This is a genomic window from Halobacteriovorax sp. CON-3, from assembly GCF_043196995.1.
GTDB lineage: Bacteria > Bdellovibrionota > Bacteriovoracia > Bacteriovoracales > Bacteriovoracaceae > Halobacteriovorax_A.
Genome location: NZ_JBEBNA010000001.1, coordinates 341,868 through 358,251 on the forward strand (window position 1 = coordinate 341,868; position 16,384 = coordinate 358,251).

The 16,384-nt window shown below is 35.1% G+C and carries 22 protein-coding genes; 9 read left to right on the top strand and 13 right to left on the bottom strand.

Going from position 1 to position 16,384, the window contains the following annotated elements; all coding sequences use genetic code 11:
- Positions 1-52: 52 nt before the first annotated feature.
- The 3 genes from ABMA72_RS01520 to ABMA72_RS01530 all read left to right on the top strand — a co-directional run bounded on the left by ABMA72_RS01520 (position 53) and on the right by ABMA72_RS01530 (position 2,234).
- Complete coding sequence (locus ABMA72_RS01520) at positions 53-1,012, top strand: hypothetical protein (RefSeq protein ID WP_393055647.1); 960 nt, start codon at positions 53-55, stop codon at positions 1,010-1,012.
- 78 nt (positions 1,013-1,090) lie between these two features.
- A complete protein-coding gene (locus tag ABMA72_RS01525) occupies positions 1,091-1,594 on the top strand; it encodes a hypothetical protein (RefSeq protein WP_392860688.1) in 504 nt (167 codons plus the stop codon).
- 76 nt (positions 1,595-1,670) lie between these two features.
- The gene (locus tag ABMA72_RS01530; protein WP_393055650.1) at positions 1,671-2,234 is read left to right on the top strand and encodes a hypothetical protein; all 564 of its coding nucleotides are present in this window, start codon (positions 1,671-1,673) and stop codon (positions 2,232-2,234) included.
- 696 nt (positions 2,235-2,930) lie between these two features.
- Here the strand turns inward: ABMA72_RS01530 and ABMA72_RS01535 are convergent.
- Together ABMA72_RS01535 and ABMA72_RS01540 are read right to left on the bottom strand one after the other, a co-directional pair.
- Positions 2,931-3,758 (bottom strand): hypothetical protein, encoded by an 828-nt coding sequence (locus tag ABMA72_RS01535; protein WP_393055651.1) that lies wholly within the window; start codon positions 3,756-3,758, stop codon positions 2,931-2,933.
- Positions 3,751-4,071 (bottom strand): hypothetical protein, encoded by a 321-nt coding sequence (locus ABMA72_RS01540; RefSeq protein ID WP_393055653.1) that lies wholly within the window; start codon positions 4,069-4,071, stop codon positions 3,751-3,753. The genes ABMA72_RS01535 and ABMA72_RS01540 overlap by 8 nt, the downstream gene beginning before the upstream one ends.
- Before the next feature lie 204 nt (positions 4,072-4,275).
- Here ABMA72_RS01540 and ABMA72_RS01545 point away from each other — a divergent pair, with 204 nt between their 5' ends.
- Both ABMA72_RS01545 and ABMA72_RS01550 read left to right on the top strand, forming a co-directional pair.
- Entirely contained in the window at positions 4,276-4,923 is a 648-nt protein-coding gene (locus tag ABMA72_RS01545) for a hypothetical protein (protein ID WP_393055656.1), read from the top strand.
- 50 nt (positions 4,924-4,973) lie between these two features.
- Complete coding sequence (locus ABMA72_RS01550) at positions 4,974-5,474, top strand: integrase core domain-containing protein (RefSeq protein WP_393057071.1); 501 nt, start codon at positions 4,974-4,976, stop codon at positions 5,472-5,474.
- Between the two features lie 262 nt (positions 5,475-5,736).
- Here ABMA72_RS01550 and ABMA72_RS01555 read toward each other — a convergent pair whose 3' ends face one another.
- The 4 genes from ABMA72_RS01555 to ABMA72_RS01570 form a co-directional block, all read right to left on the bottom strand.
- A complete protein-coding gene (locus tag ABMA72_RS01555; RefSeq protein WP_393055659.1) occupies positions 5,737-6,612 on the bottom strand; it encodes a CPBP family intramembrane glutamic endopeptidase in 876 nt (291 codons plus the stop codon).
- Complete coding sequence (locus ABMA72_RS01560; RefSeq protein ID WP_393055661.1) at positions 6,609-7,403, bottom strand: hypothetical protein; 795 nt, start codon at positions 7,401-7,403, stop codon at positions 6,609-6,611. The genes ABMA72_RS01555 and ABMA72_RS01560 overlap by 4 nt, the downstream gene beginning before the upstream one ends.
- 76 nt (positions 7,404-7,479) lie before the next feature.
- Positions 7,480-8,343 (bottom strand): trypsin-like serine peptidase, encoded by an 864-nt coding sequence (locus tag ABMA72_RS01565; RefSeq protein WP_393055664.1) that lies wholly within the window; start codon positions 8,341-8,343, stop codon positions 7,480-7,482.
- A gap of 285 nt (positions 8,344-8,628) precedes the next feature.
- Positions 8,629-9,063, bottom strand: a complete 435-nt coding sequence (locus tag ABMA72_RS01570; RefSeq protein WP_393055667.1) for a hypothetical protein — start codon at positions 9,061-9,063, stop codon at positions 8,629-8,631.
- 109 nt (positions 9,064-9,172) lie between these two features.
- Here ABMA72_RS01570 and ABMA72_RS01575 point away from each other — a divergent pair, with 109 nt between their 5' ends.
- Positions 9,173-10,057: a LysR family transcriptional regulator gene (locus tag ABMA72_RS01575; RefSeq protein WP_393055669.1), complete on the top strand. Its 885-nt coding sequence runs from the start codon at positions 9,173-9,175 to the stop codon at positions 10,055-10,057.
- On the opposite strand, the gene ABMA72_RS01580 is transcribed toward ABMA72_RS01575, so the two are convergent.
- Positions 10,046-10,504: a hypothetical protein gene (locus ABMA72_RS01580; RefSeq protein WP_393055672.1), complete on the bottom strand. Its 459-nt coding sequence runs from the start codon at positions 10,502-10,504 to the stop codon at positions 10,046-10,048. The genes ABMA72_RS01575 and ABMA72_RS01580 overlap by 12 nt on opposite strands.
- Before the next feature lie 512 nt (positions 10,505-11,016).
- The gene (locus ABMA72_RS01585) at positions 11,017-11,451 is read right to left on the bottom strand and encodes a thioredoxin family protein (RefSeq protein ID WP_392860700.1); all 435 of its coding nucleotides are present in this window, start codon (positions 11,449-11,451) and stop codon (positions 11,017-11,019) included.
- Between the two features lie 157 nt (positions 11,452-11,608).
- Between ABMA72_RS01585 and ABMA72_RS01590 the strand changes: the two genes are divergently transcribed.
- Positions 11,609-12,334, top strand: coding sequence for a hypothetical protein (locus tag ABMA72_RS01590; RefSeq protein WP_393055675.1), 726 nt, complete (start codon positions 11,609-11,611; stop codon positions 12,332-12,334).
- Between the two features lie 33 nt (positions 12,335-12,367).
- On the opposite strand, the gene ABMA72_RS01595 is transcribed toward ABMA72_RS01590, so the two are convergent.
- The gene (locus ABMA72_RS01595) at positions 12,368-12,604 is read right to left on the bottom strand and encodes a hypothetical protein (RefSeq protein WP_392860704.1); all 237 of its coding nucleotides are present in this window, start codon (positions 12,602-12,604) and stop codon (positions 12,368-12,370) included.
- A 111-nt stretch (positions 12,605-12,715) separates the two neighbouring features.
- Complete coding sequence (locus tag ABMA72_RS01600) at positions 12,716-13,474, bottom strand: lysozyme inhibitor LprI family protein (RefSeq protein WP_393055677.1); 759 nt, start codon at positions 13,472-13,474, stop codon at positions 12,716-12,718.
- A 100-nt stretch (positions 13,475-13,574) separates the two neighbouring features.
- Here ABMA72_RS01600 and ABMA72_RS01605 point away from each other — a divergent pair, with 100 nt between their 5' ends.
- Positions 13,575-13,883 (top strand): hypothetical protein, encoded by a 309-nt coding sequence (locus ABMA72_RS01605; protein WP_393055680.1) that lies wholly within the window; start codon positions 13,575-13,577, stop codon positions 13,881-13,883.
- 15 nt (positions 13,884-13,898) lie between these two features.
- Here ABMA72_RS01605 and ABMA72_RS01610 read toward each other — a convergent pair whose 3' ends face one another.
- The 3 genes from ABMA72_RS01610 to ABMA72_RS01620 form a co-directional block, all read right to left on the bottom strand.
- Positions 13,899-14,459, bottom strand: coding sequence for a hypothetical protein (locus ABMA72_RS01610; protein WP_393055683.1), 561 nt, complete (start codon positions 14,457-14,459; stop codon positions 13,899-13,901).
- Complete coding sequence (locus ABMA72_RS01615; RefSeq protein ID WP_393055686.1) at positions 14,449-15,225, bottom strand: hypothetical protein; 777 nt, start codon at positions 15,223-15,225, stop codon at positions 14,449-14,451. Before ABMA72_RS01615 ends, ABMA72_RS01610 begins: the two co-directional genes overlap by 11 nt.
- Positions 15,226-15,436: 211 nt before the next feature.
- The gene (locus ABMA72_RS01620) at positions 15,437-15,988 is read right to left on the bottom strand and encodes a hypothetical protein (RefSeq protein ID WP_392860709.1); all 552 of its coding nucleotides are present in this window, start codon (positions 15,986-15,988) and stop codon (positions 15,437-15,439) included.
- A 181-nt stretch (positions 15,989-16,169) separates the two neighbouring features.
- Between ABMA72_RS01620 and ABMA72_RS01625 the strand changes: the two genes are divergently transcribed.
- Positions 16,170-16,316: a hypothetical protein gene (locus ABMA72_RS01625; RefSeq protein WP_393055689.1), complete on the top strand. Its 147-nt coding sequence runs from the start codon at positions 16,170-16,172 to the stop codon at positions 16,314-16,316.
- Positions 16,317-16,384: the final 68 nt, after the last annotated feature.

Below are 16,384 nucleotides of genomic sequence, written 5' to 3' on the forward strand. Positions count from 1 at the left end.
TATAGATTTCAACATTACTCATTGCGTTCAGATTATCTGCTATATAAATAAAATGAAAACAATCCTACTTGCACTTACTTCACTAATTTCAACTAATTTACTTGCCTCTAGTGTGATCACTTCAGAGGGAGAGTTTCGTGAGGTCATCGAGAGTGTCCTAAGTATCTACGACCAGCAATTACCACAGGGAAAGAATCGCCAAGTCGATATTAATTGGGAATCCAAAACCCTAAATGCATCAGTTGGTTATAAGAGACACTCTGAATCTGTGCGCTTTAGTTTTCACGGGGAGTTTGTTCGCAAAAACAAGCTTACAAAAGATGCTTTTGCCCTTATTGCATGTCATGAGGTTGGCCATATTATCGGTGGTCATCCGAAAGTGATGCCAACTCAAAAATACTCAAGTGAGGCCCAATCGGATTATTTTGCGACTAATGAATGCTTAAAGAAATACTTTGCCTCAAATAGCTCTGATAACTTTGAGATGGCCGGTATTAGCACTGAGAACCTTTTTGAGTGCAAACAAGATAAATTATGCCTAAGAGGCCTAAGTGCCATTAGAGATGCTTCTGTCATTTATCCTGGAAGCAATATCAATTCTAAGTCAGATCATGTTTCAAAAGTGACAATCTTTAATGATTACCCACAAAGCCAATGCCGCGTGGATACATTAAAAGCTGGTCTTTTAAATCAACCAAGACCGAATTGTTGGTTTAAGTCATATCAGTCCGAGCGCTACGAGTATCAGTATGACTATGAATATGAAGAGGCCCAGGGAGTCGCTGAGATTACCGAAGTAATAGCAACAGACTTCGGCTGTCATATTCGCACGAAATACCCCGATGTATGGATGGGAAGCTACTTAAACCCGCTATCTGAGAGTGAGCTTATGCTTAGAGGTGTACGCTACGTAGGGACTAATTGCAAGTATCAGGTAGGGGATACGCTTAGTGGTGCCATGACCCTATTTCGTGGGAATCTATACCTAAATTTAAACCCAACAGATAAGTAAATCTTAAGTTTTCTTAACTATAAAGTTCGCCTCCAATTGCATAATAATTGTTAAATATTATTTACAGTTGGGGGACAAATGAAGATTTTAACGAAAATCTCTATTGCATTAACGCTTATTTCAGCAGTTTCAACAATCGCAGCAACCGTAGACTTTGGAACGACAAATCACATTGCATTTCGTTGCCAAGTAGACATCTTTGAAAAGAAGGTCAATCCAGTCTCATATCGTGCTTATGCTGGACGTCTAATTAACTCAGTATTTCACGAGCAATATAATAATATCATGGGTCCAGACCTTAAAATGCTAATGGATTATGGCAATGGCCGCGCACTTTTTTCTAACGTTATTATTGGTGGAAATGGCTATTTGAAATGGTCTGTTGTTGAAACCGATGATCATGCAATTGATATATTAGATGCTAGATGGCCTATTTCGGCCCGTGTTCTATATAGTCAAAGACATTATGACCGCGCTAAAAATCGCAAATCGCTAGGAGAGTCAAACGACCACCTATACCGCGTCGAATGTTTTGAAATCAAACAAGCACCTGGTGACGATGATATCGTAATTGGTGTCTAAAATAGTGATTGAAAAATCCCCTTCTTTTATGAAATAATTTTTGCTTACTTATTGTTTTATAAAAGAAGGATTTTTCATGAAACTTTCCCTAATCATTTTGTCAGCTATTTTTAGCTGTTACTCATACGCACTAAATTTTGAAAATACGGTGCAAAATACCTACGAAGCTGCGACATTAATTGGTGGTGTTGGCATCAAATGCGACAACGGCTCAAATCAGGCCGTAAAGGCCTTCGGATGTAAAACGCGACATCTATATCCCGTAAGATTTGAAGACTTCATTGTGGGGCAAAATTTAGAGGCCGATAAAATCGTCGTGTCATACACGGACGAAAAAGGCAGAAAAAAATCAAAAACTCTCCGTTACGATATGACTAGTCAGCGTACCAAAAAATCACTGAATCTTTGGCAGAAAAACTTGCGAAAAAAACCTGTGCTACACACGGGCAAAAATATCATAAAAATGAGCGCATATTTCAAAGGCCGTTTAGTTGAAGAAAAAACACACGAAATCTTCGTTGAAGACCTAGGCCAAGTTTCATGTGGATCACAGATGTTTATCTCACGTGAAATGTCAGATTGTTTCTCAGCGGCCAGAGCATGTGAGAAGTTATATCAACTAACAAATTTCTGTCGCTAGAAATAATACGAAAAAAGTGACGTTCTAAAATGGATTCTAAGAGCTTCAAATAAATTACGCGACCAAGTTGTCGCGTTTTATGTGCTAAAAATTGCCTAGGTGAACACAGCAAAGATTGGGGTTATAATCATTATCATAAGTTACAATATGGCCTTACCCCATATAACTGATATTATATGATATAAAATATTTTCCCCTATTTATATCAATCAGTTATCAACGCTCAAGTATTTTACAACCGCTTAAGAACCGCTTAGTCACAATGCAACACGATTTTAATCTATATATTCACTAAATTCTTACATTTCGCCATGTAAGAATTTAGTGAATATATATAAGTATTAGTTATATTCTTATGTCCTAAAATTTTTTGTAGCGCGTATATGTCGCCTTTGCTAGAAAATAGTGATTTTATTCACCATTGCCTGTGTATATAACTGAAAATACTTAACAGTTATTCACCATGAATAACTTAAGGAATGTTGAGTTTTAGTAAGTTAATTAAGAATGAATTAATTCTATGGAGATATTTAGAACGGTTAACCGCTCCTGACGAGAAGGGCCCTTAACCACTTATGCTAAAAAAGGAAAAGAGTTTTGTTACACTTTATAGTTTTTAATTAAGACATATTTTCATCAGTTTATATTTTTTGAGATAGTTGCTCAAGAGCTACTATCTCAAAAAACTAAGAAAATTTAATTTGTTGAATGTACAGAACAGTCAAACTCACCATTCTCATTTAATAATTCTTTTATTAAAATTTTAGCTGAGCCACCTGCTTCCACGTCCTCATGGTCCATACGCAGAGAATCGTCTGTAAGATCATATACTCCACAACAATCTATACATCGATACTTTGAGTTCTGGCATGATAAGCATTTGTTTCCAATAGTGTACTTCTTTTTCAACTCTTCCCTTGTAAGTTTAAATATATCGTCTTTAAATTTAAATACTTCTTTCACATCATCAACATTTATCCACATAGATTGATTTGATAAAAGTTTTACGCGCCCATTTTCAAACTTTTCTACTACTCCATATGTAAACACAAAATCAGAGAAATGCTCACCCTTTAGCTTTACATATATCTTAACTTGAACTCCATCCCTTGCACCAGGTTCCTTCTCAAACTTAATTCCTAGTTTCCCAATAGACTCTTTTCCTTTAGCGCTCTTAAATATATTAGCGACATAGATATTCTCAATATTCAAATCAATTTTAGAAATGATATAGCCAGGACTCTCTCCAAACTTTTTCTTAAATAAATAACGCTGCCTCCTTTCGCAGTCTGTATACTCTTCAAGGTTTTGATTTTTTTTCAGACTACTCACGCAGCTAGAAATATATATCTCATATTGCTTCTCTATCTTATCGGCTTTTGTCTTGAATTCGGATATATTTTTATCAATTTGTGCTTTAATGCTGCCAGAATACTCTTGCTCAAAAGCTCCATACAAAAGATCACGTCCATAGACGCTAGAACATAAACAAGCAACTAAACTGACTATTATTAATTTATTCATTCAAATCTCCCTGCTGAGAGTAAATTTTCATTTTTTTGTTAATTATAGTTTTATTATACACTCTTATTTTATTCTTTAGAATAGTTGCTCCACCAACGATAGCATTACCGTACACTTTCGAAGAATCTAAGACCTGAACAGAATCTTTAATAACAGCTTTTCCAAAAACACTAGCATCATTTCGTATAATCGCTCTTCCACTGACATTAGATGATCCGAAGACTCTTGCACTACCGGAAATAATAGCTTTACCAGAAATATTTGCGTTTGGTGGAGATGGCGGGATTCGAACCCAAAATAAACAGTTTTGCAAATATGTCCCCTATGTGTGTAGTCATAATCCTCTACCTAATTAACGTACTTATTTTTCAAGACCGTAAGTGGCGAAATTTATCAAGACACGAATAATGTATCATCTCCTGAATGTTATAACTTCTTATCGTAAACTAGTATAAATAAGTTTAATTTCACCGGAGTGTTTATGTCTTATAAGAAGTATCCAAGTAAAGTGAAGTTTATGATTTCTCAGTTAAAAGATATAAGACTCTTTCCCTCACTAAAAATCCCTCGAAATACCGCCAAACATTGGATTAAGTCGAGCCAGAATAAAATCAGTGAACTAGAAGACATTACGCCTATAGAAATGGATCTTTTCAATAAGGTATGTGAGTTAAAAAAACAGCTTGAAACAGAAAGGCAGTTAAGATTATTGCTCAATAAAATAAAGAGAATTGCGCCATTGAATAAAAACTCTGATAAAGTTATAGATTCAAGTAAAAGGCAAAAGATGATAAAGGCGATTGAAGAAACCTTGCCTTATGCCAAGCTTGGAGATTGCTTAAATATAATCGGCTTATCTAAGCCAACATACTATCGTTGGCGAAGTGAATTCTCTCCTAAGTTAAATAAGGACGGCTACGTTCTTCGAAAAACAAGCAATCAATTAACAAACTCAGAAGTGTACAAACTTAAGAACTATTTAGAGTCTCAAAGATACATGCACTTCCCTATTCATGGCCTATTCTATCATGCACTAAAAATGATGACGTTATATGCTCAAAACAAACATGGTATAAATATGCAAAGGTCTTTGGCATCAAGAGATGAAATCAGCTTCCAAAATACAAGAAAGAATATCAAGAAGGCATCAGGGCCGATTATGTAAATCAAATTTGGCATATTGATGTTACACAATTCAAAATCCACGGAAAAACAATATATCTACAAGTTATTATGGATAATTTCTCAAGATACATCATTAACTACAAGATAACTGAATCTATTGGAGCTCTATCAACAGTCGAAACAATTAAAGATGCAGAAAAAAAGCTCAATAACTATTACAATGATAGAAACCTAATGATGGATGGTGGCCCTGAAAACGTAAATAGACATGTTGAAAAATTACTAATTGCTAAGAATATCAATCGAGTTATCGCAAAGGTTGACATGCGTTTTTCAAATTCAATGATAGAGTCATTATTCAGATCGATGAAAAATAACTATCTCTACTATCAAAAGATACGGTCACTCTCCAAGTTTAAGATGAAAGTAAAATACTATGTGAAAGAACACAATTTAAACATCCCTCATTCTGCATTTAAGGGAGCGACACCTAATGAGGTATACTTTGATAAATGGAGTATTAAGGATGAACAAGAACTAAAAGATAAGATTGCCAATAGAGTAAAAGAGAGGCAAAAAAGAGTGTTTTAATTCGTTTCTAAATTAATCATCAATCTTTCGATTTTTAAATCCTTATTTTATGCTGAGTCAATTAGATAAATGAAGTCCACCGAATTTCTCAGCTTCCAACTATGGAGGCCCTTTAGGTTAAAGGAGAGGTTATGAATTTTAGCATACCTTTTATTTTTTCAAGTAACCTGTAACCAGCTGAAACCTTGTTATACTAACTAAATCTGTTACTGAAGAATTATCTTCAGCATTTTTAACTCAACATAGGCAAGGCCACAGAATCCTATAACTGAACTCTTTGGCCTTGCCTATATTGTTTGCTTGACTTCTTATTTTGCATAATTGTTATAACTATAAATGTTAGCCCAACCAAAATGCTAAATATCATTTCAATGTACTCACCAGTTTTTGGATTAGATGGCCTTATTAGATAAATACCTGAGACCGTATTGTTTATTCCGTGTAAAACAGCACAAACCCAAATTGAATTAGACTTTATTTTAAACCACCCCAGGGCAAAGCTCATAAAAATAATAATTAAAGGGAAAGTAATAAAAGTAGTCAGAAAAACGTTCTCTGCACCATTTACACCTCCTAGGTTTGCAGGAATATGCCAATATGCCCAAATCAATCCAACGAGAAGCGTTCCCTTTAAAAAGCCGTACTTATTAGTTAAAGTATCTTGTAAATACCCTCTCCATCCAATCTCTTCTCCAAGAGTGGCCATAATTGTTGTTGGAATAGTTCCAATTAGAATTGTTATAAATAGATTCAAAGCAAGGAATGAATATGACTGCTCACCTGTCCCTAGCATTAAACCAATCTTTTTAACTTCAGCTATTCTGGAAAAGTCGGGACTCAAAACAAAGCTTTCGCTATTCCATGACCCTAAATCAAGCATATAAAAACTTAGCTGTGACAGGATGTATGGCGTCAGTGCAACGATAGGCGTGAGTGCCATATATTTAAAAGAAAAAACTCTTAGATTTTTAATAACGTCTTTAGCTTCTTCACCAAGTCCCAGTAGGCCAATCGCAGGAGTCCACATCGCTATAATTAGGAATAAACTATTCTTATAATAAAGAAATAATCCCTGACAAAGAAAACCACTAATAAAAGTAATTAACAAAAATTTAAAAAGCTTCTTATCTTTAATCATAGAACCTGAGTAACCATATTGCATCGAACAAACCCTTTCTTCAGATTTTCTTTCAATTTTTTTGTACTAACTAAATCTGTTACTGAAGAATTATCTTCAGCATATTTAACTGCACAGCGGATAACTTTCTCTCCTTGTGACTTACAAAGAGCTGCAGTATCAAAAAATTGAGTAATAAGTTTTCCAAATGATGATTCGTTAGAGATATTTCCGACACACTTCACTGTTTCATAATCATACTCATGGCATAACATTAGATTGTAATTAAAACCGTAAGTCGAAAGAAGTGCGCTCGTCGTAACTGCACACTCAATTGTTTCACCTGAATACTTCTTACAAGTTGCTAAATTATCCTTAAATGAATTAGGTATCCATATTGAGTTATTATCAGATAAATCTAATGAGCAGTTTATATCTTCTTGACTCTCGCTTGCGCAGTAGCTTACAGCTTCTTTGATATTTAAATTTGAAACTTTTTTATTCAGATCTTTCCCGCACTCTAGTTGATCACGTGTGTAATTTAAGCATAATTCAATACCCGCTTTAATATCTCGTGGTGATAGATCTACCCCACACTTTATATTTTCAATATCTAGTGAATATTCTCGGCAAAGATTAAGCGCCTTTACTTGGGAAAGTTTCGTGTTACTTGCTGTGTTTTTAAGGATTTCAATTGAGCAATCAAATTGTTCCTGTGTTACCTCGTTTACACTTGAGCAACTGTCTTGTGCTACGATACGCATCGAAAATAGTAATGAAATTGTAACTACAGAAAATTGCATAATTTTCATGAAACACTCTCCTAATGATAAACATTTAGAGAGTGATACTATTTTTATTGAAGCAGATAAATACGGCCTATAATAATTACTTTCCTTTGATAGTGAATTTCATCCATTTTTTATCAGGAACTCCACCATTTATGATTGTTTGAAAGTCTTCGAGTCTAGAGTTTGTGATCTTTGCACCAAGATTAATCGAAGGCAACTCTGAGCTAACGATACCAAATACTTCATAATCATGAGAATTTTGGTTATATCTAAGAAGTGGCCCTCCAGATTGACCTAAATAAGTATCACACTCAAACTTAATACTACTTCTATTAAAGAAACGATTATTAACCTTACAATCTTTTTGAAAGTACTGAGTTCCTATTATTAGATCACCAGGATAACCAATTGTCAGAATTTCATCAGTCTTTTTTGTGGGTCCATCAGCTGTCATCTGAAATTCACCAAGCAGTCTACCAGCAGATTCACCCCGAGAATTCTTTTTGATTTTTAAGATCGCAATATCAGTATTAGGATCTACTGTTTCTAAATCTTCTTCGAAATATTCCTTTAGAATATAGGCTTGAGTAACAATGAAGCCACCTTCGGGCGTACTTTCACTCGTTAGCTGCCCAGGATAAAAAATAGTATCAGTTTTAATGTATATTTTCAGACTCATAATACAATGAGCGGCCGTAATAACATAATCATCTGCAATGAGAGAACCTGTACAAGTAGAAGTACTAATAGAATTCCTTAAGGGAATTGTTGAAACTAACTGGCCAACTCTATTGCTTAAACTGCGGGGGAGATTATTTGCACTTACTCTTCTATCATCCTTACCTATAACACTATTACCTGCAATAATTTGATTTAAATTAGTATTGACGCTATCTTTTCCACAGCCAGTACTTAAAATAGCAAGCGTAAGTAATGGTAGAATTTTTAACAACTTAGACATATAACTTCCTCAATTTTGTTAAATAATAGCGTATTACTTGATTACAATGATATCTATTGAAGCTTTTACTGGTGTTGTTTAATTAATATACGACCACTCTCCTTACCAAGAGCGCTTTATTAGTGATAAAAAAAGCAGAGAAAAATCTCTGCCTTAAATATATCGTTTAAAATTTAATTTCTTTCTACTTACACACATCAATCGAACGATATTTCTCGTAGTCTGACCAAAGGCCATATTTGTAATGTTTTTAGCTATGTCTATATATTTAACGGCCTGTCTCCCCTACAAATTCTTAAACTCAATGGCAGTATATCCATTGAAATCTATATTCATTACGTATTGGTTTCGTGTGACATATTCGCGGTAATCATCACAGTCATCATAGATTTCAAATTCTACTTCATTAAATTGTGCAATCAACTCCAGTGATTCATTTAATCTGTTAGTGATGAAATCATAAGCTTTTTGCGCTAGCGAAGGCTCCATAAATTTCGACTGAAAGAAGACCTTTTCATCATTAACTTGTGCCCAAAATACGATATTTGAAATATTAGTGTAGACGCTCTTGATCTGCAGGCTTTCACGATAGACTTTGGCCGTTATGAGATACCCTGGTCTAACTGAAGTTACATACTCATTATAACCAAAACAGCCTGATGCATATGCATTCGTAAAAGTTATTAAATTTACAATAAATAAAGCGGCCAAAAACTTCATAAACTCTCCTATTAGTTACAAGTTGAAGTATTTATAGTTGAAACCACTCAATAGATATAATATATAATAAATATAATTATCATTCCTAATATGAATAATAGGAAATCCTATGGAATTAGGTCATTTGAAACATTTCTACTATGTCGCCAAGTATGGAGGCTTCACAAAGGCATCTAAGAAGCTCTACGTCCAGCAACCTTCGATTAGTAAAACAGTGGCCCTATTAGAAGATCAGCTTGGTGTGAAGCTCTTAAACCGTGAAAAGAGAAAGACGACCCTGACTGATATTGGTCAAGAGATTTATGCCAAATGTGACCTTATTTTTAAAACAGTTGAAGATATCGAAAATATAGCTAGCGACGGAAAATTTGAATGCTCAGGCCCTTTAAAGTTTTGTGCTAGTGAGCCGATCTCAGCACATTTTGTCCCAGGAATCTTAAAAGAATTCCTTAGTGAATATCCGCAGGTACAACCAGCGTGTTTTACAAGTTTCTCATCTGATTTATTTAATAAGATTGAAGACGGAGAGTTTGAATTTGGACTCTTCTTTCATACGCCAGAGATGGCCAAATACGCCCACAAACTTGAATTAGAGGAAGTTGCATCAATTCCCTATGATTTAGTTATTAAGGCCTCTGAGCATAAGAATTTGGACGTTATACGATCATTCATTGGCTCACGTGAAGTAGATGATGTGACAACGAAGAAATACCCGACAATTTCTAAGATGAATAAGGATTATAAGAACGTTAAGATTACTATCTCATCAAATAGCTTAACGTCACACAAGGAAATGGTCTTACAAGGCCTAGGGGTTTCAATCCTTCCGTCAATTATGGTTGAAAAAGAAATCAAGGCAAAAGAGCTTAAAAGATTATATCCAAAGGGGACATTTCACTTCCCTCTTAAGCTTGTCACAAAGAAGAATCACTTTCTTTCACGAAATGCACAGGCGTGGATTAAGTGCTTAAAAGAGCAATTATCAATCATTTAAACAGCTTGAAATAACTTGGTAGCCAGCAAGAATGATATCAAGTCTCCAGGCCGATGCTCTGACAATCTTTATAACCTGCTTCTTATCTTCTTTGCTAAGCTCACAGTAGCCTGCACTCAGATAACAAGGAACGTGGTGAGAGATGGCCGTTTTCTTAAACTCCTTACAACTAGACTCAGAAGAAATGTCATTCATGCCCGAGATTAGGCAGGCCTTAACATCCTGAATCCACTTCCTACCATCTTCAGAAAACTTCTCAACCCTAGAATCGAATTTATTGCAATATTTTTGCCCAAAGGCCAAGGGATAACCACGCTTTCCACATACTCGCTCCTTTTCTATACAGCTGTAATATGCACAGTCGTCGCTTAGATCAGCACAATCATTTGCAGCAAACGAATGCGTGGCCAAAAGAATGGAGAAAAAGGTGAAAATGATAGATTTCATAAGCAATAAGTAGCAAACTTCTCGTTGCTTAGTAAACTTAATGAAAAGTTTATATTCCCCTAATCATCTTATTTTAATTATTGATTCCATGCGACTTTTCATTGACCGTGCATAAAGAAAATGCCTCTATTCCTTCTAAGAGCATAATTCCATAAATGAATTAGTCTTCAGTTACAACAACATTTAATTTCGATTTTCGTCTTGATTCAATTAGATAAATGAAGTCCACCGTGTTTCTCAGCCTCTAATGAAGGAGGCCCTTTAGGTTAAAGGAGAAGTTATGGAGGACTTCATAAGGGTGATTAGATTAATCATTCTCGTTTTAGAACTTGTCGTTCTGATTCTTGAATGGATTAACTAGTCTTTGGGGGCAGTGTTCGTAGCACTGCCTCACCTTATGAATTTTAACACAATCAAGAGAGATATTTCAGCTTAATTTTATCAATTAATTTGAGAAAAACATTAACCCACCGTAAATACGTAAAATAAGATTTACCTTCGCTCCTTATAAATTACGCAAAAAAGATAGCTAAAGCAAAGACTGCTAGTAAACTAATTACGATTGCTTCAAAGAAGTAGTTCTTCTTTGTCTCCGGTACTTTAAACTCACCTGTTAAACGAAAGTGTGAATCGTTGATATTGTTTATCACGTATTGAATTTCCCCTAGGGGTGTAAGTCCTGTGAAGTCATAAAGAACTTCTCGGTTTTCACAAATGGCCGTGTATGGAACTCCACGAACACCAAAGTGATCCGCAATCTCAGGACTCTCCATGGTATTTACTTCATAAACATTCACTTCTGGATTTTTTTCATTTAAGGCTTCAAAGACAGGTGCCATTGATTTACATGGGCCACAGGTATCAGAATAAAACTTGATAACGAAAACGCCTCTTTCACTAGATACGACAGATTCAAAGTTTTCATTATTTATTCTTTTTATATTCATAAAAGCACCACCCTGATAAATTCAATCTTACTATAACCATTCACATCGAAATTTACAACAAACTTAGTTGGATATAACAGCTTGAATCCAGGTGGCGTCCTCCTCCTATTTGAAGTAGAATAGTATTTTTAACCTAAATAAAGAAAAGGCATATATTATGAGAGGGACTTTCTTCTTAAAACCATTAGAGTTGAATTTAGAGCTTGCTGGCGAGAGCTGGCCGCAGGGCGACCAGATTAATGGAGAGCTTTCGATTAAGGCCCACGGTGAAGCCGATCTATCAAAAATAGGTATCCACCTGTGTGAAGTGAATATAAAGAAGTTTAAGGCCAAGGACGAAGCGGCATTTAAAGTTATTGAAACATTTGAAACAAGCGGAGAGCAGACAAGTTTTAGCTTCAAACTAGCTGAAAACTGCCTTATTACTGAGAAGGCCACTTCCCTTTATGTTATCTGTGGAGATATTGAAACACCATTTGAGTGTGGCCATCTTCAGCTTGATATCCTTCCAAATAAGAATATTCTGAGCTTCATTGAAATCTTTGAAAATTTTCTTAAATTCAAATTTAAACCACTTAAAAATAAGACAGGAATGATTCAAGCAAAAATCACTCCGCCTGACATCAAAGACTGGACAAGTATTCAGGCCATGAATCTTGGAATGTCTTGTGTTGATAATAAGCTTTCACTCGACTTTGCTTTTAAAGTGAAGAAGATGTCATACGAAGGTGGCGCTGTGGAGACCAAAGAAGTTAAGATTAACAATAAGGTTGAATTTAAGCCTAAGGATTATATCCTTTTTGAAAGTACGCTAAATCAAGACTTCATAACTGGAGAGTTAAACAAGGTACTCGACGAAGTAAGGTTTAAGCCGGTTATTTAATTAAAAAATATGGCCACTTATGTGGCCGTATCTTTAAGACTTAAGACAGCTATAATAGATAGTATCTTTATGTCCTCCGAAACCATACGATGTATCTTGAGATTCTACTTTATAACCATCCGGACAACTTTGTTTCATTTTCTCTTCACATGATCCAAAAATAGCATTTGCCTCACACTTGTAAGTATTAGAACTTACACGTTGAATTGATGAGCAAGAAATAGCAGTTAATACTAAAACGCCAATTGTCATTAATTTCATAATTTTCATAACTCTCCCTTAATATATGTAAGCACCATATCGGTCTAAATGACCTCAATTGTAAGCAATAACGCTATATTAAGGAATGTTAGAGAATCACTTGATAAGCGTACGATTTTATTATTTTGTGACTTTAACCCTTGTCCAATATTTGCATTGAACGAAGCTCGATTTTGAAATCAGACCAGTTTTTGAATCAATAGTGATGGCCTTTCCATCGCCAATATATTCATTCTTGGTTTTACTCTCAATTAGAACAAAAGACTTATCACCATATTCGGCCTTAATCGAATTATAGTAGCTCGTCTTATAGCGATTTATGACGACTTCAGCGTGGTTTTTCTCACAAATAAGGCCATAGGTTTCATGAGGCTTTAAAAGCTCCCACTTGGTTTGAAGATAAGAGATTCTATATTTGTAGTTATGCTCAATACAAGAATAAAGATCCCTTGCTTTCCAACAATCATTACGTCCTTTGACCCAGCCCCTTTGCATGGCCTTAAGTCTCCTTAGTTCGGACTTAGAGTCAATATCTAGACCTTTCACGACTCGAAGTGAATCTTTGTAGACGATGGCCATATGACGATCAAGATTAGCAAGTTCGCTCTTTTCACAAATTAGAGTTTCGGCCTTATACGTCGCTTTTTGACAGTCAAATGTAGGGGCCATTGGCTCTGTAGCCTCTCGTGTCTTTGATATAGGAAAAGTGTACTCTTTATCTTTATATAAAACCTTACAGATCTTTTTATAGCACCCAAGATTCTTCACGACCTGTTTCTTGCCTTTGATTTCAACCTCGAGGAAGTCTGGCCCAGATGCTGTTGCAAAAGCGCTGTCATTGAAAAAGAAAACGAAACAAACAAATAATACTTTTTTCATTCCTATATTTTAACATAACTACTCGTACAGCTAGATGCTTTTTCATTTACATTTTTGATCTAACTATAGAGAATTAGAGCAACACAATTACACAAGATTTATGAGACAATTAATATTACCTATTTTTATATCCCTTCTTACTCAGCAAGCTCTTTACGCATGTGAAATAAGTGTAGAAAACTTTAGCTTCGACTATGTCGAAGATATTTCACTTACTAGTGAAGAATGTCGTCTTATTAATAATAGAGTCATTCAGCTAAAGCAGGAGTTTCAACTGACAAATAAAACTCAAAAACAAATTCAAGAAAAGTATATCAGCAACTCCGAAACTCTGAGCCTTCAAGTACAACAACTAAGAATTAATAACCAAATCTTCGGACAGGTCTTAATTGGTAAGTTTTTACTTTAGGGGCGACCCTTTTAACTAAATAAGCTTCTTATCATACGCAACCTTTAGACTGCGCTCGACTAGATTGTTCACAACCTCATCAGACGGGTTGATTTGAAACGGCATAGCGAAAGCGAAGAACAGCTGAAAATAAGTTTCGAGTCCATCGGCAACACTAAAGCGATCAATTTCATTGCCCTTAGCATCTTCAACGATTGTAGTGGCCCTAAGCCATGTGGTTTCCTTGGCCGGAATAACTGTTAAAGTCATAGCAGATAGAAATGAAGCAGGACCGGCCTCTTGATAGACCTCTATTGTGATCTTAAGCCTGCGACTTTCCTTTCTATTCTTACAACTTTTTAAGCTACAGATTTCAAAGTCCTTAAGCTCGACCGGATTAAGTCCTAGCGAAACACCAAGAGGCTTCGTACTACGTTTCCCATCAGCATTGCCATTATAATAGCGTGGGATGACCAAAATCTTTGCATAGCGACTCTTATCGCGTTTATAGCGGGCCTCATTTTCAGCGCTCAGCTTCTTTGTTGCACAAGATAGTGATGAAAATAATATGATAAAAAGTAGTAGCTTAGACTTCATTTCTTTGTCCCTTTTTCTTATATTCATCCAGGTCAGTTATGATCGTATCAATTAAAACCTTCTTGTAGAGTTTAAACTCTGGACCTTCATAGATTTTGATAATTTTCTCTATGTCTTCATCTTTGATATTTTTGATGACAAGAAAGTAATACGGTAACGAAATTTCTCTCGAAACCTTCATCATGCTAGAGAAGTTAATCTTTAGAAATGTTTTTGTTTCGTATTCAGGAATCTTATCAGTCATTCTTTTTAGAACTTCATCAGCAACACTAAAAGAAAGCTCTAGCTCTAGGATTTTCTTGGCATATGCAATTTTCTTCTTGTTTGCTTTTTGGTCAACTTTCTTGAAGCTGTTAACAATCTCATTCGTATTCACGTTATTATAGAAGTTTCGTTTATGATCATAATTCTTCCAAGCAGGGTAATCACTTAGCTTATAAGCGAAACTATAAGTCTCATCCCTTTTCGTTTTTGACTTGAGATTTTGCTTATACTTTGCATATAATTTATCGGCATCCAAAGTACTATAATATAAATAGGCCGGGTTATTTTTAAGCTCAGGGTATTTTGATACAGGGATTTGAGAATACTGATATTTCACATTGGCCAACATTCTAAAATAATCAATAGAAAAAGATCGATAAGCAGTTACATTAATAAGTCTTTCGTGATCTAAAACTTCAAGTGGCCTACGAGATGGATTTGAGCATGAGCTAAGTCCTAAGATAATAATCGCAACAAATACAAATAATCTTGTATATTTCAAGAACTCCCCCTTAATAAAACAATAACTTAATCTTAACCTCGTTTAGAGTTCTAGAGTATCAATTCATAATGATAATAAGACGGCTTTAGCTTCTTTTAAAGTTACGAAGCTAAGTAATTGGAATATTTATTGGCCTTAAATTTTGTGTTACAGGAGAGTTGTCTTTGATAGCGACTAAAGCGGAAAAAGCTGCCAATTTTCTAAGTTTCACTCATGGGATAAGCCCAATCTTTCGTTCTAGACTTCTGTCATGTTGAAAAAACTTTACTTGGCTACGATAGAAGTCCACCACTGTTTTCTCCATTTCTGGATACACACTCTCCGCTAAGAAGCTTTCTAACTCTTGGGACTTGATCTGCATATCAGGCTTATCTTGCACATACTTAAAGTAAATCGTCTCCTGTACTTTCTTATAGCTAAAGTCGAACTTAATATTCTCTGCAGGTTGTATGCTTTTATTACCATCCATGTGAAGTCTAAGTAGGATAGAAAAAATCCAATAACCATTTTCAGCAAGCTTTACGGCCCCGTGAGGTGTATAGGAAACGTCCTCATCAATAGGTGAAAAATATTCTCCTTCGTCTTCTTCACTAAACTGAATCGTTGGGACAAGCTTGATTAAGTCATACTCATTCTCAGCAATTCCTAAATGATTTTTAAAACCTTTAAATAGGATTGTTGCAAAATGAGAGGCATCGTCGTGAGTCTTGAAGAAGAGCTCACGTGATTTCTTGTATTCACTACATAGATCTAGGTATGACATGAAGGATTTATCGGGATCTTATAAACATCTAAGTACTTAAAAATTCTTAAAAAAGTGTAAAGCTTACACACTTTTTCAAAACGTCACCTCATGTAAATGAGTAAAATCCAACTATCGATTACTTTGTCCTCACGCAAAAACAAACAAAACAAAACATGATTATAAAAACGAGGAGAAAAAAATGAGAAAATTATTATTAGCACTTGCTCTAGTATCAACACTTTCAGCATCTGTTTCAGCAAATTGTGTAGGAATTTATGAAAACATCACAATTCAACACAATGAAAAAGCTTCTAAAAACGTCTTAGCTGTTATGGGGAGTGATTGATGCATATGATTTTAAAAAGATCGTAAGAGCAGAAATTGAAGCACGCGGTTACGAAAAATAATTAATAA